The 19,524-nt window shown below is 53.0% G+C and carries 22 protein-coding genes; 7 read left to right on the plus strand and 15 right to left on the minus strand.

Annotation, left to right across the window (positions count from 1 at the left end; translation table 11 throughout):
* Positions 1 to 42 precede the first annotated feature (42 nt).
* From GOV45_RS12195 to prfA, 3 genes are all read right to left on the minus strand, one after another.
* Positions 43 to 624: a DUF4167 domain-containing protein gene (locus tag GOV45_RS12195; RefSeq protein ID WP_170477902.1), complete on the minus strand. Its 582-nt coding sequence runs from the start codon at positions 622 to 624 to the stop codon at positions 43 to 45.
* A gap of 240 nt (positions 625 to 864) precedes the next feature.
* A complete protein-coding gene (prmC, locus tag GOV45_RS12200; RefSeq protein WP_170477905.1) occupies positions 865 to 1,710 on the minus strand; it encodes a peptide chain release factor N(5)-glutamine methyltransferase in 846 nt (281 codons plus the stop codon).
* Positions 1,707 to 2,762: a peptide chain release factor 1 gene (gene prfA / locus GOV45_RS12205; RefSeq protein ID WP_170478154.1), complete on the minus strand. Its 1,056-nt coding sequence runs from the start codon at positions 2,760 to 2,762 to the stop codon at positions 1,707 to 1,709. The genes prmC and prfA overlap by 4 nt, the downstream gene beginning before the upstream one ends.
* A 63-nt stretch (positions 2,763 to 2,825) precedes the next feature.
* Between prfA and GOV45_RS23315 the strand changes: the two genes are divergently transcribed.
* The gene (locus GOV45_RS23315; protein ID WP_254447988.1) at positions 2,826 to 3,113 is read left to right on the plus strand and encodes a hypothetical protein; all 288 of its coding nucleotides are present in this window, start codon (positions 2,826 to 2,828) and stop codon (positions 3,111 to 3,113) included.
* On the opposite strand, the gene GOV45_RS12210 is transcribed toward GOV45_RS23315, so the two are convergent.
* From GOV45_RS12210 to speB (GOV45_RS12220), 3 genes are all read right to left on the minus strand, one after another.
* Positions 3,054 to 3,461: a DUF1499 domain-containing protein gene (locus GOV45_RS12210; RefSeq protein ID WP_170477906.1), complete on the minus strand. Its 408-nt coding sequence runs from the start codon at positions 3,459 to 3,461 to the stop codon at positions 3,054 to 3,056. The two genes, GOV45_RS23315 and GOV45_RS12210, sit on opposite strands and share 60 nt — an antisense overlap.
* Before the next feature lie 65 nt (positions 3,462 to 3,526).
* Entirely contained in the window at positions 3,527 to 4,480 is a 954-nt protein-coding gene (speB, locus tag GOV45_RS12215; RefSeq protein ID WP_170477909.1) for an agmatinase, read from the minus strand.
* Positions 4,481 to 4,589: 109 nt separating this feature from the next.
* Positions 4,590 to 5,552: an agmatinase gene (speB, locus tag GOV45_RS12220; RefSeq protein ID WP_170477911.1), complete on the minus strand. Its 963-nt coding sequence runs from the start codon at positions 5,550 to 5,552 to the stop codon at positions 4,590 to 4,592.
* Between the two features lie 265 nt (positions 5,553 to 5,817).
* On the opposite strand from speB (GOV45_RS12220), the gene mazG reads away from it, so the two are divergent.
* The 3 genes from mazG (at position 5,818) to GOV45_RS12235 (ending at position 8,126) form a co-directional block, all read left to right on the plus strand.
* A complete protein-coding gene (mazG, locus tag GOV45_RS12225) occupies positions 5,818 to 6,675 on the plus strand; it encodes a nucleoside triphosphate pyrophosphohydrolase (protein WP_170477914.1) in 858 nt (285 codons plus the stop codon).
* Between the two features lie 63 nt (positions 6,676 to 6,738).
* Positions 6,739 to 7,680: a nucleoside hydrolase gene (locus GOV45_RS12230; protein ID WP_170477917.1), complete on the plus strand. Its 942-nt coding sequence runs from the start codon at positions 6,739 to 6,741 to the stop codon at positions 7,678 to 7,680.
* A complete protein-coding gene (locus tag GOV45_RS12235; protein ID WP_170477920.1) occupies positions 7,677 to 8,126 on the plus strand; it encodes a GNAT family N-acetyltransferase in 450 nt (149 codons plus the stop codon). Before GOV45_RS12230 ends, GOV45_RS12235 begins: the two co-directional genes overlap by 4 nt.
* Here GOV45_RS12235 and GOV45_RS12240 read toward each other — a convergent pair.
* From GOV45_RS12240 to GOV45_RS12270, 7 genes are all read right to left on the minus strand, one after another.
* Positions 8,123 to 8,290 carry a hypothetical protein gene (locus GOV45_RS12240; protein ID WP_170477922.1) on the minus strand — a complete coding sequence of 56 codons (168 nt, stop codon included), beginning with the start codon at positions 8,288 to 8,290 and terminating at the stop codon, positions 8,123 to 8,125. The two genes, GOV45_RS12235 and GOV45_RS12240, sit on opposite strands and share 4 nt — an antisense overlap.
* A gap of 132 nt (positions 8,291 to 8,422) precedes the next feature.
* Positions 8,423 to 8,740 (minus strand): hypothetical protein, encoded by a 318-nt coding sequence (locus GOV45_RS12245; protein WP_170477925.1) that lies wholly within the window; start codon positions 8,738 to 8,740, stop codon positions 8,423 to 8,425.
* 213 nt (positions 8,741 to 8,953) lie between these two features.
* Positions 8,954 to 10,231, minus strand: coding sequence for a phosphopyruvate hydratase (eno, locus tag GOV45_RS12250; protein WP_170477928.1), 1,278 nt, complete (start codon positions 10,229 to 10,231; stop codon positions 8,954 to 8,956).
* Positions 10,232 to 10,376: 145 nt separating this feature from the next.
* Complete coding sequence (locus tag GOV45_RS12255) at positions 10,377 to 11,258, minus strand: DMT family transporter (protein WP_170478156.1); 882 nt, start codon at positions 11,256 to 11,258, stop codon at positions 10,377 to 10,379.
* A gap of 135 nt (positions 11,259 to 11,393) precedes the next feature.
* Positions 11,394 to 11,807, minus strand: coding sequence for a Fur family transcriptional regulator (locus GOV45_RS12260; RefSeq protein ID WP_170477931.1), 414 nt, complete (start codon positions 11,805 to 11,807; stop codon positions 11,394 to 11,396).
* An 87-nt stretch (positions 11,808 to 11,894) separates the two neighbouring features.
* Positions 11,895 to 12,599 carry an endonuclease/exonuclease/phosphatase family protein gene (locus tag GOV45_RS12265; protein ID WP_170477934.1) on the minus strand — a complete coding sequence of 235 codons (705 nt, stop codon included), beginning with the start codon at positions 12,597 to 12,599 and terminating at the stop codon, positions 11,895 to 11,897.
* Positions 12,600 to 12,681: 82 nt separating this feature from the next.
* Positions 12,682 to 14,100 carry a protein adenylyltransferase SelO gene (locus GOV45_RS12270; protein WP_170477937.1) on the minus strand — a complete coding sequence of 473 codons (1,419 nt, stop codon included), beginning with the start codon at positions 14,098 to 14,100 and terminating at the stop codon, positions 12,682 to 12,684.
* Positions 14,101 to 14,186: 86 nt separating this feature from the next.
* On the opposite strand from GOV45_RS12270, the gene GOV45_RS12275 reads away from it, so the two are divergent.
* The gene (locus tag GOV45_RS12275) at positions 14,187 to 14,606 is read left to right on the plus strand and encodes a cupin domain-containing protein (protein WP_170477940.1); all 420 of its coding nucleotides are present in this window, start codon (positions 14,187 to 14,189) and stop codon (positions 14,604 to 14,606) included.
* Positions 14,607 to 14,610: 4 nt separating this feature from the next.
* Positions 14,611 to 15,501, plus strand: coding sequence for a fatty acid desaturase (locus tag GOV45_RS12280; RefSeq protein WP_170477943.1), 891 nt, complete (start codon positions 14,611 to 14,613; stop codon positions 15,499 to 15,501).
* Here GOV45_RS12280 and GOV45_RS12285 read toward each other — a convergent pair.
* On the minus strand, positions 15,467 to 16,606 hold the full coding sequence (locus GOV45_RS12285) for an anhydro-N-acetylmuramic acid kinase (RefSeq protein WP_170477946.1): 1,140 nt from the start codon (positions 16,604 to 16,606) through the stop codon (positions 15,467 to 15,469). The two genes, GOV45_RS12280 and GOV45_RS12285, sit on opposite strands and share 35 nt — an antisense overlap.
* A gap of 918 nt (positions 16,607 to 17,524) precedes the next feature.
* Between GOV45_RS12285 and GOV45_RS12290 the strand changes: the two genes are divergently transcribed.
* Positions 17,525 to 18,253, plus strand: a complete 729-nt coding sequence (locus GOV45_RS12290) for a hypothetical protein (protein ID WP_170477949.1) — start codon at positions 17,525 to 17,527, stop codon at positions 18,251 to 18,253.
* 269 nt (positions 18,254 to 18,522) lie between these two features.
* On the opposite strand, the gene GOV45_RS12295 is transcribed toward GOV45_RS12290, so the two are convergent.
* A complete protein-coding gene (locus GOV45_RS12295; protein ID WP_217362457.1) occupies positions 18,523 to 19,470 on the minus strand; it encodes an alpha/beta hydrolase in 948 nt (315 codons plus the stop codon).
* Between the last annotated feature and the right edge of the window lie 54 nt (positions 19,471 to 19,524).

Raw genomic sequence — 19,524 nt, forward strand, 5'->3', positions numbered from 1 at the left:
GAACGGAAACCAAGGTCATTCGAGCATATAAACTGGTCGGGCTTACTCTGCCGCTTCCGGAGTATCTCCGTTGTCAGCAGGGGTCTCCTCTGGCGTAGCCTTTGGCTTTCGAGCGCGCGGTCGCCGTACTGGTTTTTCCTTACGCTCTTTTTCCTCAGATGCCGCCGGGGTCGCATCCTGACTTTCAGGCGTTTCAACCAAACCGCTTTCAGGTACCGCTTGCTCAGCGTTGAAGTCCATGACATCTGGTTGCGGCGCTTCGGCCAGGTCAGCCTGGCGCGCAGCTTCACGTTCCTGGCGCTCCGCCCGTTCGCGGTCGCGCTCGGCCTGACGTTCACGATTCTGCCGTTCTTGCTCTTCTCGACGCGCTTCGATTTCGCGCTGCGCCTCACCTAGCAAGCGCAGGTAATGTTCGGCGTGCTGTTGAAAGTTTTCCGCAGCAACACGGTCATTCGACAGTTGGGCATCGCGCGCAAGCTGATTGTACTTGTCGATGATTTGCTGCGGGGTACCACGTACCTTACCTTCTGGCCCAGAGCTGTCGAAAACACGGTTTACGACATTGCCACCAGATGGACGATTTCGGTTGTTCTTGGCCCGCGAGCGGGATTTAGAGGATCTCATCTTACTTTACGTCAGCCTTATCAATTCGCTGTCTGCCGACCCTTAACTCACATCATTCTGAGGCATTTGCCGTGACGTGTGGTCGACTTTTTTGGGCTTGATGTCAGGGGCTCGCTGCAAAAGCGTCGGCCTCTCCGACTACACTGAGTAAGCATGTCCTGAGCTTTCAGACAAGGGGTTTATGAAAAATTTCGCAGCTTTTTTACATGAACCGGCGCTTTTCAGCCTCACTTTGGCGATTCAATGAGGTAATCTTGCCCCAACTACCCGGTCACGACCATCCAGATCGGGGATCACGCGAACATCCGCCAATCCCGCTGCGTAAAACAAGGCAGAAACCGCAGCCCCCTGTGTGGGCCCAATCTCGACAAGAATCCGTCCGCCGGGCAATAGATAATCAGGGGCCGACGCGGCGATTATGCGATAGGCGCCCAATCCGTCACCTTCGTCTGTCAAAGCCATGCGCGGCTCGTGCTCTCGGACTTCGGGGGACAGTTCCCGCATCCCATCCGACGAAATATAAGGTGGATTCGCTACAATCAGGTCGAAAACCCCATCGACATCGGCAAACCAGTCCGATTGATGAATTTCGACCCGTTCCTGAACGTTGTGCAATACTGCATTGGCACTGGCCTGCAGACAAGCCGCCTCACTCAGATCGACGCCAACACCTACCGCGCTGGCACGCTCTGCCAACAACGTGATCAGGATACAGCCCGAACCGACGCCCAAATCAAGCAGGTAGTCAAACGGTTCGCTCAACGCGGCCTCTATCAGCGTTTCGGTTTCTGGGCGCGGATCCAGAACGTCGCGGCTGACACGAAAGTCGCGGCCATAGAACTCACGCTCACCCAATAAATGTGATACCGGGACCCGAACCGCGCGCAATGAAACCAGCGTGTCGTATCGTTCAGCTATATCCGGAGCCAGCTCTTCGGGCGCGATCAGCGTAACCCGACTGGCCTCAATCCTTGCTGCGTGTGCCAGCAGAAGCCGAGCATCCCGAGCCGGATCGGGCACACCTGCAGCGCGCAGACGTGCCGTTGCCGCAACCATCGCCTGAGCTGCTGTCAGGGCGGCAATCATTGCGCCATCTCGGCCAATAACCGCGCCTGATCGTCCGCGGTCAACGCATCAATGACTTCGTCTAAATCACCTTGCAAAACCTGATCCAGTTTATACAGCGTCAAGTTAATCCGGTGGTCCGTCATACGGCCCTGGGGGAAGTTGTATGTTCTAATCCTCTCGGACCGATCCCCCGACCCGACTTGACTAGCGCGATCAGCCGAGCGTTCGCTGTCAATTCGCTGGCGTTCCAGATCGTACAGGCGGGTTTTGAGTACCTGCATCGCGATTTCGCGGTTGCGATGTTGAGATTTCTCAGAGCTGGTTACAACCAAACCGGTCGGTAAATGGGTTATCCGAACTGCCGAGTCGGTTGTGTTTACGTGCTGACCCCCGGCACCTGAGCTACGCATCGTATCAATACGAATGTCATTGGCATCGACCTGGATGTCCACATCCTCGGCCTCGGGCAAAACTGCAACCGTGGCCGCGGAAGTGTGGATGCGGCCCCCACTTTCAGTCTCCGGCACCCGTTGCACTCTGTGGACACCTGATTCGTATTTCATCCTCGCAAAGACATTGTCACCCTTGATATGGGCTACGACTTCCTTGATTCCGCCAAGATCTGACGCCTGCTCTTCGATGATCTCGAATTTCCAGCCGTGATTTTCCGCATAGCGTTGATACATTCGCAGTAAATCTGCGGCGAACAATGCTGCCTCGTCACCACCCGTACCGGGGCGGATTTCCAGCATAGCTGGTCGCGCGTCTGCAGCGTCCTTAGGCAGAAGCGCAAGTTGTAGAGCATGCTCGGCTTCTGGGATACGAGTCTGAAGGCCTGGAATTTCTTCTTCTGCCAATTCCTTCATGTCGGGATCGGACAACATCTCTTCGGCTTCGGCCAAATCTGCTACCAGTTGCCGCCACGCCATGATCTGATCAACCACAGGCTTGAGGTCTGAGTATTCTTTGGCCAACACTGCAATATCCCCTCCCGATGCGCCATCGGCCATGGCTGCTTCGAGGTATTGAAAACGTTGGGTGATCTGCTCAAGACGTTCTTCGGGGATCATCCGGGCGGTGTCTATCATTCGGGGGCTTGGGTCAAGTGCCGTCAGTGTGCTAAGGTTCGCGGTATGAAACGATTTGTCCTTTTTTTGACCCTTTTCGCGACGTCTGCGGTTGCCGATGTTATCGGTCCAGGGGGTAAAGTTCAGGACTGTTATTGCACCGACAAATCCGGCAGCCGTATCGAATTGGGTGAACTGATATGTCTGCAGGTTGATGGCCGTATGTTTACCGCTCAATGCCAGATGTCGTTGAACGTCCCAATGTGGCGCGAGGTTCAGGAAGGGTGTTTGTCTTCAGGGTTGCAGCAAAGCCAACCACCCGTCGACCCGAGCCTGGTTAACTCCAAAATCTGATCTTCCAAATCTCAACCGTGCACGGATGCGTAAGGTGTTTCCATCCTGCATAGCGGTGGTGTAGTCAGGAAATCCAATCACTCTGGTGCGAGTTATGTAGGTAACCATCCCATCGTCCACCGACCCGGCAAGCACTCGAGTACGCGGCGTTTCGCGGGCGATTGCATCCAAGCGCGCAAGCCCGTTCGGTCCGGTTTCAATCACGCGGAATACGCTTCCCCGATTGTTTCGGTCAGCCTTACCCAACGGTGCCACGTGCCAGCGGTCCGGATGCGAGGGCGCCAACCGTACGTAAGCGCCGGCCAAAACTACTAACCCCACAAATAAAAAAAGGCCCAACTTGAACATTCCTGTCGCACGCTTTGTAAAAAACTATTGGGAATTACTGTCGGAACAAGGAGTAATACCAACCCTTATCGTAACGTTACTCCCGGCAATATGCACAAGAGCTCAAAAAGCAGGTTCGCAGCAGTCAATGCGGTGTTGCCAGACGGATCATAGGGAGGCGATACTTCGACCAGATCGCACCCAACAACGTTTACTCCGCCCAATGCATGGATCAGTTGCAGCGCCTGAGGTGTCGTTAACCCTCCGATCTCTGGGGTTCCAGTTCCCGGCGCATATGCTGGGTCCAGACTGTCGATGTCGTAGGTGATATAAACCGGATGGTCTCCGATTGTCTTACGGATTTGTGATCCAATCTCCGTCAGGTTCTGCTGCCACAACTCCCACGCTGGAAAATGGCGGAATCCCCACCCCTGCGCCTCGGTAAAGTCGCTGGCCGCGTAACCGGAACCGCGAATCCCAATCTGAAAAGTCTTGTCCGGGTCGATCAGCTTTTCCTCGTAAGCGCGTCTGAAAACGGTGCCATGAGCTTCTTTTTCACCGAACATCTCATCATTTACATCCGCATGTGCGTCTACATGAACTAATGCGACAGGTCCGTGCTTGGCTGCAATTGCTCGCAAGATCGGCAAGGTAATTGAGTGATCCCCGCCCATGGCCACAGGGATTACGCCCTGTTCCAGAATCCCTTCATAGCTTTCCTTTATGATTGACAGACTGTCGGTTAGCGAAAATGTGTTGATCGCCAAATCCCCTATGTCCGCAATTTGCAGACTTTCAAACGGGGCAGCAGAAGTAGCCATGTTGTACGGCCTGATCATTGCGCTTTCACTGCGAATTTGTTTCGGCCCGAACCGAGTGCCAGACCGCCATGAAGTACCGATATCCATCGGGATACCCAGTATTGCAACATCCAGCCCGGAAAGCGAGGAAGCCTGCGGTAAACGCATGAACGTGTTCGGCCCGGAGAACCGTGCCAAATCGTTTCCACTGATCGGTTGGTTGAATTTGGTCGTTGTCATAATCTCTCCTGTCCGGGCTGACCGCTTTTCATCAGCGATACCCAACTCATGGCTAACCAATAGTTAAGGCTTGGTCGAACAAGCGCATAAATTGTCAATGTTTATGCCGCTATGTCAGCTTGTTCCAACCAAGAAGGCAAATAATCTGAGTGGCAGCATGTGCTCCTGCAACCGCGGTTGCACCAGATGTGTCAAACGGAGGCGAGACTTCAACAACGTCCCCACCCTTTATATTAATGCCAGCGACGTCACGAAGAATGATTTGGGCTTGAATGGAACTGAGCCCTCCCCAAACAGGGGTGCCGGTTCCTGGTGCAAAGGCTGGATCAAGGCAGTCAATGTCAAAGCTGAGGTAAACTGGATGGCCACCTAGAATGCCTTTGATCTTTTTTGCAACTGCGGCTGGTCCGGCCTCATAAACTTCACGCGCGTCGATGATATTCACCCCAAGCGTATCTTCATTATTGGTCCGTATGCCGACTTGAACCGACCGGGCTGGGTCCACAATCCCTGACTTAACTGCTTTGTAAAACATGGTTCCATGATCCACACGTTCCATGTTGTCATCTGCCCATGTGTCAGTATGAGCGTCGAATTGAAGCAAGGACATCGGTCCGAATTTCTCGGCATAAGCCTTCAAAATCGGGAAGCTGATGTAGTGATCACCGCCCAAGGTGACGGACGCGACATTGGCCTCCAATATGGTTCGGATATGGTTTGTCAAAGTGTCAGGAAAGTCAGGAATATTTGCATAATCGAAAGCGATGTCGCCATAGTCAACGATTGCCAAGTCGCTCAAAGCATTGAAAGGCCAGCCATAAGGCTCATCAGGCGATTGCAATGTACTGGCCTCACGGATCGCACGTGGACCTAGCCGCGTGCCTGGGCGATTGGTAACGGCCTGATCAAAAGGCACACCTGTAACTGCAATATCCACCCCGGCCAGATCTTTGGTGTAAAGGCGGCGTAGAAACGAAGTTGCCCCGCCGAACGTGTTTTCATGAGACAACCCCTTTAGCTCGGGATTGGTGAATGCCTCGTCCACGAATTTCTTAGAATCTTCTAGTGACATTTCCCTAGGGTCCTATTCATCTGTGAAATCAGCCCGAAGGCTGTACGCTTTTGCCCAGCTGCGTTGGGTTTCTGAAACCGACGGCTTCGACCTCATCGAAAAAGTTGCATCCCGGGGCGACGCAACTTAGCGAGTTATCCTGGTATGTCGATGACCTACAAACGGCCGCGTTGTTTGCAATTCGGCTCAAGACGGGCATCAAAGCTGGACTCCTGATCTTTACTGCGGAATTGATGCATCTGACACCGGAACGAAAGGGTTCGCAATGGTTGAAAATCCGCTGATCCACGACAGCGAAGCAGGTATCGAGCGTCTATTGGAAATTATGCGCCGCCTGCGTGATCCGAAAACCGGTTGTCCGTGGGACATTGAACAAGACTTTTCCACTATTGCGCCTTACACGATCGAAGAAGCATACGAGGTAGCAGACGCTATCGACCGGCAGGCTTGGGACGAACTGAAAGGTGAACTGGGTGACTTGCTATTCCAATCGGTTTTCCATGCCCAAATGGCTGAAGAAGCGGGACATTTCACCTTTCAAGACGTCGTGCGCACAATGTCGGACAAGATGGTTACGCGCCATCCGCATGTGTTCGGCCATGAGTCTCGAGAAAAATCTGCCGATCAACAGACGCGCGACTGGGAAACCATTAAAGCGGCGGAGCGTGCAGGCAAGGAACAGAAGGGCGCGTTGGACGGTGTCGCCGCCAATCTGCCTGCCCTTCTTCGAGCGCATAAGCTGCAAAAACGGGCGGCGCGTGTGGGCTTTGATTGGCCAGACACCAGCCATGTGCTGGCCAAAATCACCGAAGAGGCAGCCGAACTCGAGGAAGCCCGGAACAGCATGGATTCGGATGCTCTCGAAGACGAATTCGGCGATCTTTTGTTTGTAATTGTGAACCTTGGCCGCCATCTGGGGATCGAACCCGAAGCGGCCTTGCGCCGAACCAATGCCAAGTTCACCCGTAGGTTCGAACAGGTCGAGGCGAGACTGGCCGATCACGGAAAGATGCCTTCAGACAGCACGTTAGAAGAAATGGATGCGCTTTGGGATGAGGTGAAAACCGAAGAGCATCGCGCCAACGGCAAACTCCCGCCTGTGCAGGCGATATCCGACGCTTGAACAGACTGGACAAGAACGATGGCACTTGCGAGTGTCCGCCCTTCAAGACCCCGGAGACAAAGCATGGCACCGCGCAAAATCATCATAGATACCGACCCCGGACAAGACGACGCCGTCGCAATCCTTTTAGCGCTGGCAAGCCCGGAGGAAATCGAGGTTCTCGGCATCACCGCTGTGGCAGGTAATGTGCCACTGGAACTTACCGCTAAGAATGCGCGAATTGTTTGTGAACTTGCTGATCATACCCACATTCCTGTTTATGCAGGGTGCGATCGTCCCCTGAACCGTGAGTTGGTGACGGCTGAGCATGTTCATGGCAAAACTGGCCTTGATGGACCAGTCCTACCAGATCCGCAGATGCCGCTGGTAGATGGACATGCGGTTGATTTTATTATCGAAACACTGCGTGTGCATGAGTCGGGGACTGTTACACTTTGCCCGCTGGGTCCACTGACGAATATCGCCACGGCCTTTCAAAAGGCCCCGGATATCGTCGACCGCGTTCAGGAAATCGTACTTATGGGAGGGGCTTATTTTGAAGTTGGCAACATTACCCCTGCCGCCGAATTCAATATTTACGTTGACCCAGAAGCGGCTGAAGTTGTGTTCAATTCAGGTGCGCACATTGTAGTCATGCCGCTGGATGTCACCCACGATGCGCTGGTTACACAACAACGAAATGAGGCCTTTCGCGCCTTGAATTCAAAAGTCGGGCACGCTGTGGCTGAGATGACCGATTTTTTCGAGAGGTTCGACAAGGAAAAATACGGCTCTGAAGGGGCGCCATTACATGACCCATGTGTCACAGCCTATCTGATACGGCCCGACCTTTTTTCGGGCCGACATATCAATGTGCAGATCGAAACCCAGTCTGAATTGACGATGGGAATGACAGTGGCCGACTGGTGGCGCGTAACCAAACATCCACCGAACGCAATGTTCATGGGTGAAGTGGATGCCGAGGGTTTTTTTGCACTGCTTACAGAACGGCTGGCGCGACTATGAGCGCCGCGTTGAAGCTTGCCCGCCCAGAAGACTTAAATCGCTTGATGGACCTGGTAACAGCTTTCCACGCCGAGCACGGCATCGACCAGGACCAAGACAAACAGCAAAAGGCGATTCTGCCCTTACTGGAAGGTATTCCGCATGGATGCATCTACTTGATCGGTCCAAGCCGCGCACCTCTAGGGTACATAATCATAACTTTCGGCTGGTCAGTAGAATTTGGCGGAATGGATGCATTTGTCGACGAGATTTACATTCGGCCTGCTGTCCGCGGACGCGGTATCGCCACCGAAGTTTTGCACGACCTCCCCAAAGCACTGTCAGGAGCCGGGTTGACGGCTTTGCACCTGGAAGTGGATCGCGCCAACGAAACTGCGCAAAGCCTTTATCTACGTTCGGGTTTCAAACCTCGTGACCGTTATATGCTAATGAGCAAAAGGTTTTAGCGAGATTCACCGCGGAATATTAGACCCGGATTGTACATTTCCTGAACTGGATCATTTTGCGACACCTCCATGCCTGTTATCGGATAGGTGCCTGGACCTGCACAAGCGGTCAGAATTCCAACGGAAAGCATTGAAATTACGAGAAGGATTCTTGAAGCAGACATCGCGTTCTCCTTTCTGCAATACATTCAGAATAAACGATCCAAGCTTAGTCAAATAGGAACAAGTTCACACATAATCGCTCGATAGGAAGAATATTTTGAACAAATCCGGTAATTCGTACTCTTTGGCCTAAGTCACAAACAATTCTGCTTCATTGCCCGCTCCATTCTGCTGAATTGCTTACTGACGCGATCCGGATTTGGTAGCTGCTTTAACTTTTCGGTATTGTTGTTGCCTGTGTACCAAGCATCAAAAAGCAGTTCTTTAATGTCGTCGTCCAGAACCTGATCGGCAACCTGGTAGGTACACAGGCACTCCTCCATCGTGATCTGGCCGCTGGGATCATCCGCAACCATCCGCTCGCATACTGCTTCGGGCGGGGGGCCGGCCAAAGTTGCCTGGGGAAGAAGGTAAAGGGCCGTAAACCCCAATATTCGCTTCATCGTAGTCATCTAAATGTCCTCGAAATGAATTGTTAATCGTGTTCCAGGTAAGAATGGTTCCTATATCAAAGCGGCTAACTTCAAGTGTACCGAAATATTTCCGCAGCAGCCAATCTTCTCAGAAGTTTTCGGGATTGCAGGTCCATTTCCGCTGAGACGCGAACAATAAAAAACCGGCCCCGCACGTGCACGGGCCGGTTTCTCGATGAGAAATAAATTAGATCAGCGTTTCAGAATAGAAGCACCAGCGTATTCAGCGACTTCGCCCAATGACTCCTCGATCCGAATCAGCTGGTTGTACTTCGCCAGTCGGTCGGACCTCGCCAGAGAACCTGTTTTGATCTGACCACAATTAGTTGCAACGGCCAAATCCGCAATCGTTGCATCCTCAGTTTCGCCGGACCTATGCGACATGACGTTCGTAAAGCGCGCGCGGTGGGCCATATCGACTGCACGCAGTGTCTCGGTCAACGAACCGATCTGGTTAACCTTGACCAGCATCGAGTTTGCGCACCCACGTTCAATCCCTTCGGCCAGACGCGTCGGATTGGTGACAAACAAGTCGTCCCCCACCAGTTGTACTTGTCCTCCAATAGCGTCTGTAAGAGCTTTCCAGCCATCCCAGTCATCTTCGGACATGCCATCTTCGATCGAGATAATCGGATAGTCATTGACCAATGCAGAAAGATATTCCGCATTTTCCTCTGAAGTCAGGCTTTTGCCTTCACCGGACAGAACATATTTCCCGTTTTTGTAGTACTCGGTCGCGGCACAATCCAGCGCCAGATGGATTTCTTCACCCGGCTTAAATCCTGCCTTTTCAATGGACTTAAGGATGAAATCCAAAGCCTCGCGGGTAGAGGCGATATTTGGGGCGAAACCACCCTCATCCCCGACACCAGTTGCCAGTCCTGCCGCTGACAACTCTTTTTTTAGGGTGTGAAAGACTTCGGACCCCATGCGCACGGCCTCGCGGATATTCGCGGCCGAAACCGGCATAATCATAAATTCCTGAATGTCGATTGGGTTGTCCGCGTGTTCACCGCCATTGATGATGTTCATCATGGGTACGGGCAAAATACGCGCCGAAGTGCCTCCGACGTAACGGTACAGCGGCTGAGTCGTAAAGTCCGCAGCAGCCTTGGCAGTCGCAAGCGATACGCCCAAAATTGCATTGGCGCCCAGACGGCCTTTGTTCCCTGTTCCGTCCAGCTCGATCATTGCGGTATCGATTGCCACTTGTTCGGTGGCGTCGACACCAACCAGTTCCTCGGCAATCTCGCCATTTACGGCAGCCACCGCCTCTAGCACGCCCTTGCCCAGATAGCGCGACTTGTCGCCATCGCGTTTTTCGACCGCCTCATAAGCTCCAGTAGATGCACCCGATGGTACGGCGGCGCGGCCCATGGTGCCGTCTTCCAAGATCACGTCGACCTCGACGGTTGGGTTTCCCCGGCTGTCCAGAATTTCGCGTGCGTGGATGTCGATAATTGTGCTCATGATCCCGATCCCTAAAGATGCCTTCGGTTGCATGCCTCATAGCACCACCGGGCGAAAAGTAAACCAGCTTTGTTATCGCTAACATCAACACATTCCGACCGTTTGCGGTAGCAACATGCCGATTGCTCTTTCCCGCAACGAGCCGTCAGCCCGAAACCAAGAACGCTTGCGCCAGCTTGCGCTCGCGAAAATACGTGTACATCCCAGACCCAATAATCAACACCGCACCGGTCAAAGTCAGAAAATCCGGACGCTCACCAAACATGAGCATTCCTGCAGCGATCGAAAAAACCAATCTGGTGTTGCGGAAGGGTGTCAAGGCCGAGGCCTCTCCTGTCCGCATGGCAACCACGATTCCGCAATATCCCAATACTCCGAACCCGATTGCGCCAATGTAGAACCCGATCTGGTCAGATTGGATCGGAGTGAATGGTTGAGCAGAGAATGTCGCCAAAATCACACCAATTACACCGACTGCAACATAGGCTTGCAAAGCAACAACAGACGTAGCCACGCGACTATCCAGTTTACGTGTGATGAGGTCGCGTGCGGCAATGGCGACCACGCTCGCAACAACGAAAAGAGCCTCGGGCTGAAAGCCCGCCAGTCCGGGTCGGATGATTATCATGACACCAATAAACCCGACACCAATCGCGCACCAACGACGCCATCCAACCTGTTCGCCCAAAAAAAGAGCCGCACCCATAGTTACCGCTAAAGGCGTCGCCTGAAACACCGCCGCTACGGTTGACAGTTCGACCACCGCCAACGCGGTCACGAAAGCAATAGCACCGAGGCCTTCGGAAGCCGCCCGGGCCAAAGGCAAAACTTGCCACGCCATAGGGTCGAAGATTCGCTTGCGTGTCGCAATGGACAATGCCGTCAATAAAAGCCCACAGACCACGCCCAAAACAACCATGATCTGCCCTGTTGAAACGCTATCCAGCAAACGCTTGATAAACATGTCTTCAAGCGAAAAGGCCGCCATAGAAGCGACGATCAGCAATATGCCTTTTACATTGTCCATCAAAGTGCCCAAGTTGTTATGCCTAGAATCCGACATCTCAGGGGCACAAGAACCTTATATGGCAAAATGCGACAAGCGGTATTGCAGCGAGCTCAATGAATTAAAATGATGCTACCCATCGCTTTTCTCAATGAATCAATCCTTGTCCAGCGGTACACCGTAAAGTTCCAACCGATGGCCCTTTAACTTATACCCCAGCTTGGCTGCGATTTTTTCCTGCAAGGCTTCTATTTCAGGATCCACGAACTCGATCACTTCGCCGGACTGCACGTCAATCAAATGGTCATGGTGATCGCGTTCCGCATCTTCGTACCGGGCGCGACCGTCGCCGAATTCCAAGCGCTCGAGAATCCCTGCCTCTTCAAACAGTTTAACCGTGCGATAAACAGTCGCGATGGATATTCCTGAATCCTCAGCAGAAGCACGGGCGTAAAGTTCCTCGACATCCGGGTGATCCTCGCTCTGCTGTAGCACATGCGCAATGGTTCGGCGTTGACCTGTCATACGAAGGCCTTTGGCTTCGCAACGGGCGATGATCGTGTCGGACATTCGGATCCTCGGGATTATTCGGGATTCTGTCTTAATATGTATGTTCTGGTTTCACCACAGTCGATTTCGATCGCGTCCACCAGAAGTTCATGGGCCTCTTTTTAGATCCGCCCATACTGGCAGATGATCCGAAGCGATATGCGCGGGTCGGGCATCATGCACGCCATGTCCGCTGGCCTCTAGGCCCTGCCCCAAGGCTATGCGGTCCAAAGCGCCAAGCGGCTGAGCCGCAGGAAAGCTGGGTACGGGTGGCAGAAACTGCATATCTGGGGCCAAATGATCAAGAACGGGTTGACGCGACCACTCATTAAAATCCCCGGCCCAAACGGTCGGCATCTGATCCAAATCGGCATCAAAGCGTCGGATATGGGTGATTTGCTGTCGGCGCGACGCGTGAAGCAGGCCCAAGTGCATTCCCATTACCCGCAGCGGTCCTATCTGGGTTTCAAACTCTACCCTCACGGCGCCGCGAGGTTCGAAGCCCGGCAGTTCATGATGGCCGGTTTCCCTCACCTCAATGCCCTGCCCTCTCCAAATGACCGCATTGCCATGCCAACCCAGGCTGCCTGCCCCGCCCAGGTCAACGATCTGCCAACCCGCCTCGTCCAGCATGAAATGCGGAAGGGCAGCCGGACGCGGGGGTAATCGTTTATCAGCCTCTTGCAGAACGACAATATCCGCCTGCAATCCATCCAGCACTTGCATGATACGCTGCGGCTGTCGGCGAAAATCAAGGCCAACGCATTTTTGGATATTGTAGCTGGCCAGTCGCAAAGTCGGCGCAGACGTCATTTGGGCACAAGTTCCGTTCTGAATAGTTTCCACAAAATGTCGCAGATTTTACCCCCGCAGTGAATACCAACCGAAGCCCTGACTAAGTTCCGCAAAACGTCGCCTGAACAATTTCATTTTCGGTAGGAGGGCGTTTTAGATCAGCTGCCTCAGGGTTATCGCTGTATGGATGAGCCAGAACTGAATTTAACCGGTGGAACAGAGTGTAGTCGCCTTGCACTGCTGCTTCGATCATTTCTTCTACACGGTGATTGCGCGGTATGAACGCTGGATTTACCTTCAACATCACGCTTGATGGGCCTTCTTCGTGACGAATTCGTTGCCTCCAGCTTTCAGACCAGTCATCGAAAACATTAGGGTCAGTGAACTGATCGCGCGCTTGCTCGGTGCCAAGCGCCCGGAATGTATTGGTGAAGTCGGCTTGATTGTTTGCCATCCTGGTCAAGAGGCCGGAAATAAGTTCCAAATCCCCGTCTTTTTGGTTCGTCAGACCAATCTTTGCACGAAAGCGATCAAGCCACTTTTGCTGGAGTAAATCTGGCATAGCGTGAACAATACCTGTCGCCTCCTCAACAGCGGCCTCTTTGTCTGGCATTTGCTGGATCAAAGCAGTCGCCAGTTGAGCTATGTTCCAAACGGCGATGTCCGGCTGGTTCGCGTAGGCATAACGCCCCATTTGGTCAATCGAGCTGAAAACGGTGTTTGGATGGTAACTGTCCATGAACGCGCAAGGGCCATAATCGATTGTCTCACCAGCTATCGAGCAGTTGTCGGTGTTCATTACCCCGTGAATAAAGCCAACGCCCATCCAGAGTGTAATCAAGTTTACCTGCGCATCCCGGACGGACCGCAGCAACCCCATTGGTCCGTCGGCATCAGGATAGTGGCGCGATACGGCATATTCCGTCAGTTTTTGCAGACTGTCCAATTGCCCGCGGGCCGCAAAAACCTGAAACGTACCAACCCGAAGATGGCTTTGGGCCACGCGGGTCAGAACAGCTCCGGGTAGCGGGCGTTCGCGCAGCACAAATTCGCCTGTTTCCACCGCAGCCAATGCGCGCGTCGTCGGAATACCCAATCCGTGCATTGCTTCGGACACAACATATTCACGCAAAACCGGTCCCAGCCACGCTCGACCATCACCTTGTCGGGAAAACGGAGTGGGTCCTGATCCCTTCAGTTGGATGTCCCGTCGAACCCCGTCTGATCCAACTGTTTCACCCAGCAACACGGCGCGACCATCGCCTAATTGTGGGTTGTAGTGCCCAAACTGATGTCCTGAGTACAACTGGGCCAAAGGTTCGGCACCATCAGGAATTTTGTTTCCACCAAAAGCCTCGGCCATTTCCTGAACGTCCCCGGGCGATACCCCCATGATGCGCGCCAAATCGGCGTTAAAGGCAATAAGGCGGGGTGCCTGGACAGGCACAGGTGCTTGGCGCGCGTAAAATGCGTTCGGCAAACGTGCATAACTGTTGTCAAATGGGATCGTTAGGGTCATGCAGTAAACATATGGTCCGGGGCTACAAATGCCATACCTGATAATGCAGCCTCGTGTATAAACGCGACCATGCTAAAGAGCCCGAAATGACAGCACAAGAAATCATCGAACGTCTGAACCTGCAACGTCATCCCGAAGGTGGCTGGTTTTCCGAAACATGGAGAGCTGATAATCCCGGTCGCGCAACTGGCACATGTATTTATTTTCTGCTGCAGGCGGGCGAGCGAAGCCACTGGCACAAGGTCGACGCCACCGAAATCTGGTTGTTTCACGTAGGGGCGCCGTTGATTTTGTCAATTAGCGAAACGGGTCAAGGCCCCGCACATGACCACGTTTTAACGCCAGACCTTGACCAAGGGTTCCCCCAATTGATTGTCCCAAAAAGTCATTGGCAAGCCGCACGCAGCACCGGGAAATATACGCTTGTCAGTTGTGCGGTTTCGCCTGGATTCGAATTCGGCGGCTTCGAACTGGCCAAACCAGATTTTGACATTCCGCGTGCTTAAATCCATGGATCATCGCGCCCTGATAGCCGCAATTCCTGCCGAAGCGAAAGATCAACTGCAGCTACGTTCAAACGTTGTTGGATTAAAGCACCTTGCTGCCTACCTTGCGCTACTGAGCTTAACCAGTACCGGCATTTTTCTAGAAATACCATTTTGGCCTCTGCTTATGTTGCCTCAAGGAATACTCTTGGTGTTTCTGTTCACGCTCAGCCATGAGTGTACCCATAAAACCCCATTCAAATCGGAATGGTTCAACGAAGTTGTGGGGCATTTTGTTTCTTTCCCAATCTGCCTGCCTTTTACATGGTTTCGGTATTTCCACCTTGCGCACCATAAGTGGACGAACCATCCGCAAAAGGATCCGGAACTGGGCGGCAAGCCCAGACCTGACAATTGGCGCAATATGTTCGTCTACCTCAGCGGGTGGCACTACTGGTCTGGTATGATGATTACGCTCGCCAAGAACGCGTTGGGCCAGATAGAAACTGAATACCTGCCAAAGCGTCGCTATCGCGAAATCAGGATCGAGGCCCGAATAATCTTGGTCTTATACGTGTTTGCGGGCTTTAGCTTGTTTTTCTCACCGGCGCTCTTTTATTTGTGGCTCGCGCCTGTACTTCTCGGCCAGCCGTTTCTACGCATTTATCTTTTAGCAGAGCATGGCCTATGCCCGCCAGTTGCCAACATGCTAGAAAATTCCCGAACCACATTCACCAATCAGGTGATCCGTTTTCTTGCCTGGAACATGCCCTATCATGCGGAACACCACGCGTTTCCAAACGTTCCATTCCATCAGTTGCCTGAGCTTCACAAATGGACGCATCAGCATTTGAAGTCCACGTCTAATGGGTATTCGGAATTTACCGCTGATTATATGCACGCTCTGGAGCGCTGACGGTCCCACCCCCAACCAGAGCTTTAACTCCTGTAGTGCCCGGGCATGAGGTTGGCATACCACGGGCGACGCGCACTGCCAGATAGGCAAAGGCCTGAGCCTCAAGCATATCTCCATCCAGGCCCACTGCTTCGACCGGCAACACCGGACAATCCAGCGACACGCGTAACATTTCCATTAGAACCGGGTTGTGCCGCCCTCCGCCTGTCACCAGCACGCGTTTGGGTGCCTTTGGGCAATGCTCCATCCCCTGAACAACGGCCGCTGCGCACATTGCTGTGAGTGTAGCCACTGCATCGGAATTGCTAAGCTCTTTGACCAATTCAATCATTTCTGAAAAATCGTTCCGATCCAGAGACTTAGGAGGTATCCGAGAAAAATAGGGCTCAGCTAGAAATAATTCCAAAGCGCCGGTTTCTACATCGCCGCCACGAGCCGTCTCGCCGTTTCTGTCCATGGGCAATCCAAGGCGCTTCTGCATCAGGTCGTCCACAGGCGCATTTGCTGGCCCTGTGTCAAATGCCAACAAAGCGCCGGGTTCTTCTGGGTTATCGAATGACGGGTTTACAAATGTGAGATTTGCGACTCCACCAAGGTTCAGGAAACACAATGGCTCCTCGGCACCAATCCATTTCGCGCAAGCAAAATGGAAAAACGGTGCAAGAGGTGCTCCCTCGCCACCCAGAGCAACGTCGTCGCTGCGAAAGTCCCAAACAACTGGCAGACCCAAAGCCTGGGCAAGCCCCAACCCGTCGCCAACCTGCAATGTTCCACGACCGCGCGGTTCGTGTGCAAGCGTCTGACCGTGAAACCCAATCAACTCGACATCCTCGAATTCCGAAAGCACCTCGGCATGGGCCTGTGTAACCATTAGCGCTGCAGCATCAACTTCAGGTCCATGCCAACGTTCCAAAGCGGCCCTAAGAGTTGCTCGCTCGGAGTCCGAATAAGCCCGATAGCCGGTTTGGCCAAAGCCAAAAATCGACTCACCATCCGTCACGACAACCGCAGCGTCCACTCCGTCAAGCGAGGTACCGGACATAGCCCCCAATGCTCGCACCGGGCCCGAACCTTTGGTGTTCCATCTGATGTGTTTTTTTTGCATGTCTGGTGACAATATCCTTTGTCGGCCGTCAACGCACACAACCTTACGACGCGGCGCTTACAAACTGCACGTTGGCAGGATCACGATGCAAGGCGATTAAACTCAAATATCACACATATTTTCTCGATCGCGGCTTGGGTTCAACAGATTTGTTTCGCAGTTTACCAATCGGTGGTTTGTAAAAAACAATCGAACATCGGCAAGACCAACTCGAATTTGCGAATTGGGACCTTTTGCTTGGTGATTTCGCCGCACATACAGTGCCCAGAAACACCAATCCCGAGGCACAATTTGACCTAACACCCCAAGTGGGGGGCTCCATCGCCACGATGATGTGGTTGGGCCGTCTCTTCGATTCGCTCAAGGCTGTTAAAGTGTGCCTCGGACCTCTTAGCCCATTGCAAAAAGAGCGAAAACACGATGAATGTCGCAAGCAATCTGAAACTTGGTAAATTAACCGAACAACGTTTTGAAACCTAGCCCTACCAAAAAAGGGGAGCTGTCTTTCACCAGGCGCCTAACAATTCAGGTTAGGCGCAGCAGCATCAAAGTCATTTATGCAAAACTATGGAACCCTAAAACCAAATGTGTCTTGCGGCGCGTTTACTTGATGGCGTGGTATCGAACAGCCACTACCCGCTTTTATTCACAAACGCCGAGAGTTTTTTTAGTTGAGGAACTAGCGAGCGGATACCGTCGACGCAAAAAAGCCTGACAACTGCGTATCAGGCCAAGGTTACGCAAAGATTGACGGCATCACTTCCGCAACCAACTTTGTTGCCCTCATTGAAAAACGCGGAAACCGCGCTTTTGAGTTTGAGAGATTTTTGGATAGAAGTGTTGCGCGCTCTTGTGTAACGAAAAACGGAAACTACGTACCGTTTCACGTGATGTGTAACGCTTGAAAGGTAAAGGGTAATGAGTAAAACCTGCCCTAAATGCGAAAACGCCATTACCAACGCCCGCGCCATCTATTGCAGCAGCAAATGTCGTGTGCAGGCATTGCGCGATAAACGCCGCGCCGAAGGATTGACGGCCCGTGGGAAACCTCGCTTGGTAGGTTTTGTCCATAACTATGGCGATGAAGCGGCAGAATTAAAGACTCTCGAAGGAAAGTTACAATTCGCTTCAGATTTTATCGAAGACGCAAGCGACAAGGCAAAGTGGGACAAAATGGACGATGATGAAGTGGGTAAGGCTTTCGCTGCCGCAACCTACGCCATCGATCTTTTAGTTAAACTGCAACACGAATGCAGAAAGCGGCGAGAGGAACTAGAAATTAACGAGGAAGACCCCTACTCGCTGGACCCAGTATATCGGTTAGACTCAGCAGATGGCGAACACGACCGTTTCTCAATTCATCCAACCAACTGGGACAATGACACCGATACCATGCTGGAACGGATAGTGGCAGGCGCTGTGTTCGGTCTGTTCCGTGACAACGATGACCCGCGTATAGATGAAGAAGACGAAGGTCCCAACTATTACGATTTGGGATACTGGAAAGACGGTGTTCTCTACCACGGCATTGAGAACGAGGTTGCACTTCCCGATCCGTCTTTGGATGACCTGTTCGACCATTTGTACAATTGGGGGCGGCACCCGAAACTCAAAGCCGACGATTACAAACTCTGGGTGCAGACATGAGAAACGTTGCCCGCATGCACACCCGCCGGCCCGTCGAGACCGAAACGCAGCCCTCTGACTGGTGTCGCTTGGGTAGGAATGTAGATTCTAGTTGGGTTCGCAAAGGTTGCGTTGCATCACCATCAGGCAGCTTTGTCCGCGCAGCAGTCGTTCTCGCCGAATGCATCGAGCGTCCGTATTGAGGCCTTTTTCGCAAATGCCGCGATGAACCCATTGTCCGCTTATCGCAGAATATGCCGAGACCAATCTTTGACCTCTGCCTCAACTGTTTACCTGTTTAAGAACTCCGCCACGGCATCTGTCGAAAGCTTCACTGCCTCGGGCTTGTAGTAGAAGTCCACATGGGAGAATTCATCAAACGCCAGTTCCTCGTGCTCATTCGTTAGCTTTTCTACAAACTGAGTTGAGCAGGACGCTGTGGAGGCATTTGTGCCGTAGATGGTAAGTGAGGGCTGCGCAATCTTGTCTGCATAGGCTTCACCGATGGAAATCAGCGACTGCATGGGCTGATCGCCGATGTGCATGTTCGTGAAGTTTGCAACCGCAACTGGACCTTTTGCACCATCACGGCCGTAGTAGTCATAGGTCTCGCCAGCCATCGCAGGGTAGGCGGCCGCGTCAACGAACTCTTCGCGGGACATTTCGTCGTTCAGTCCGAACGGCGCAACGTAATCCGGCTCACCAGTTTCATACATCTTCTGCGTTGACGCATTCGCGGAAGCGATCAATTGGTTCGCTGCATCACGGTCGGCCCACTGGAAGGCGTCCGCCGCCATCATACCGGACACCATAGCTATCTTCTTAATTCGGTGATCAGTCACAGCAGCCGATGCGATGATTGAACCGCCTTGGCAGACGCCCAGACCGTAAACTTCTTCAACGAACGGCAGTGTGCCGAGGTAAGACACGGCGTCCCAAGTGTTTTCGATCAGCCGGAACATGTAACGGGATTGCTTGTGCTCCCCGGGCAGCGCAGGGGACGAGCCCATGCCGAGGTAGTCGAAACCGAGGTAGATGAAGCCCCGTGCGGCCATTTCCGGTCCGTAGGTTGCCGGGATTTGGTCCTTAACCTGCGGGAACGGACTGGCCCCCACGATGGCCTTGTAGGTCTTGGCCTCATCAAAGCCTTCGGGCAGGTACAGATCGCCCGCCAGATCCACGCCAAAGGATTTGAAGGTGACTTTGTTTTTGCCCGCGGTGAGGTTTTGGGTCGTCATGGTCTTGGTCCTTTCGGGGTCAGGCAGCTTTGCGCCTTGCTAAAGTAAATTGTT

Origin of the sequence: Ruegeria arenilitoris (assembly GCF_013035425.1) — a bacterium.
GTDB classification, from domain to species: domain Bacteria; phylum Pseudomonadota; class Alphaproteobacteria; order Rhodobacterales; family Rhodobacteraceae; genus Ruegeria; species Ruegeria arenilitoris_A.

Coding starts and splice junctions, on each gene's coding strand:
- GOV45_RS12275 (WP_170477940.1), top strand. CDS start 14,187: ATGACAGCACAAGAAATCATCGAACGTCTGAACCTGCAACGTCATCCC.
- GOV45_RS12195 (WP_170477902.1), bottom strand. CDS start 624: ATGAGATCCTCTAAATCCCGCTCGCGGGCCAAGAACAACCGAAATCGT.
- GOV45_RS12270 (WP_170477937.1), bottom strand. CDS start 14,100: ATGACCCTAACGATCCCATTTGACAACAGTTATGCACGTTTGCCGAAC.
- GOV45_RS12280 (WP_170477943.1), top strand. CDS start 14,611: ATGGATCATCGCGCCCTGATAGCCGCAATTCCTGCCGAAGCGAAAGAT.
- GOV45_RS12235 (WP_170477920.1), top strand. CDS start 7,677: ATGAGCGCCGCGTTGAAGCTTGCCCGCCCAGAAGACTTAAATCGCTTG.
- GOV45_RS12290 (WP_170477949.1), top strand. CDS start 17,525: ATGAGTAAAACCTGCCCTAAATGCGAAAACGCCATTACCAACGCCCGC.
- GOV45_RS12245 (WP_170477925.1), bottom strand. CDS start 8,740: ATGACTACGATGAAGCGAATATTGGGGTTTACGGCCCTTTACCTTCTT.
- GOV45_RS12230 (WP_170477917.1), top strand. CDS start 6,739: ATGGCACCGCGCAAAATCATCATAGATACCGACCCCGGACAAGACGAC.
- eno (WP_170477928.1), bottom strand. CDS start 10,231: ATGAGCACAATTATCGACATCCACGCACGCGAAATTCTGGACAGCCGG.
- GOV45_RS12210 (WP_170477906.1), bottom strand. CDS start 3,461: ATGTTCAAGTTGGGCCTTTTTTTATTTGTGGGGTTAGTAGTTTTGGCC.
- speB (WP_170477909.1), bottom strand. CDS start 4,480: ATGACAACGACCAAATTCAACCAACCGATCAGTGGAAACGATTTGGCA.
- GOV45_RS23315 (WP_254447988.1), top strand. CDS start 2,826: ATGAAACGATTTGTCCTTTTTTTGACCCTTTTCGCGACGTCTGCGGTT.
- prfA (WP_170478154.1), bottom strand. CDS start 2,762: ATGATCCCCGAAGAACGTCTTGAGCAGATCACCCAACGTTTTCAATAC.
- GOV45_RS12265 (WP_170477934.1), bottom strand. CDS start 12,599: ATGACGTCTGCGCCGACTTTGCGACTGGCCAGCTACAATATCCAAAAA.
- GOV45_RS12295 (WP_217362457.1), bottom strand. CDS start 19,470: ATGACGACCCAAAACCTCACCGCGGGCAAAAACAAAGTCACCTTCAAA.
- GOV45_RS12255 (WP_170478156.1), bottom strand. CDS start 11,258: ATGGACAATGTAAAAGGCATATTGCTGATCGTCGCTTCTATGGCGGCC.
- speB (WP_170477911.1), bottom strand. CDS start 5,552: ATGTCACTAGAAGATTCTAAGAAATTCGTGGACGAGGCATTCACCAAT.
- GOV45_RS12240 (WP_170477922.1), bottom strand. CDS start 8,290: ATGTCTGCTTCAAGAATCCTTCTCGTAATTTCAATGCTTTCCGTTGGA.
- GOV45_RS12260 (WP_170477931.1), bottom strand. CDS start 11,807: ATGTCCGACACGATCATCGCCCGTTGCGAAGCCAAAGGCCTTCGTATG.
- prmC (WP_170477905.1), bottom strand. CDS start 1,710: ATGATTGCCGCCCTGACAGCAGCTCAGGCGATGGTTGCGGCAACGGCA.
- mazG (WP_170477914.1), top strand. CDS start 5,818: ATGGTTGAAAATCCGCTGATCCACGACAGCGAAGCAGGTATCGAGCGT.
- GOV45_RS12285 (WP_170477946.1), bottom strand. CDS start 16,606: ATGCAAAAAAAACACATCAGATGGAACACCAAAGGTTCGGGCCCGGTG.